At 67.6% G+C, this 349-nt stretch carries 1 pseudogene; it reads left to right on the top strand.

The features are described from left to right. Positions 1-349, top strand: a pseudogene (locus AC1DCG_RS25260) (hypothetical protein); the annotation flags it as partial.

Genomic DNA, 349 nt, shown 5'->3' with positions numbered 1-349 from the left:
CCCGCAACCCGTATGTCTGCTTTGCCCGCGTGGCGCAGCGCTTCGACCGTGAGGCGAATGCCGATCCGCGCACTGGCATCGACCCGCGCGCGAGCGTGGCCGCCGATGCCGTGGTGCCGGCGTCCTGCTTTATCGGCCCCAACGTGGTGATCGAGGCTGGCGCGCGGCTGGGCGAGCGGGTAAGGGTCCTGGCGAATGCCTTTATCGGCGCAGGCGCGGAGATCGGCGACGATACGCTCATTTACGCGAACGTTTCCGTCTATCATCGTTGCGTGGTGGGTGCGCGCAACATCCTGCACAGCGGCGTGGTGGTGGGCGCGGATGGCTTTGGCTTCGCGCCGGACATCGG

This window comes from Caulobacter sp. 10L414 (assembly GCF_056395525.1).
The sequence above is the reverse complement of the archived record's forward strand: the minus strand, read 5'-3'. Positions and strand labels throughout refer to the sequence as shown.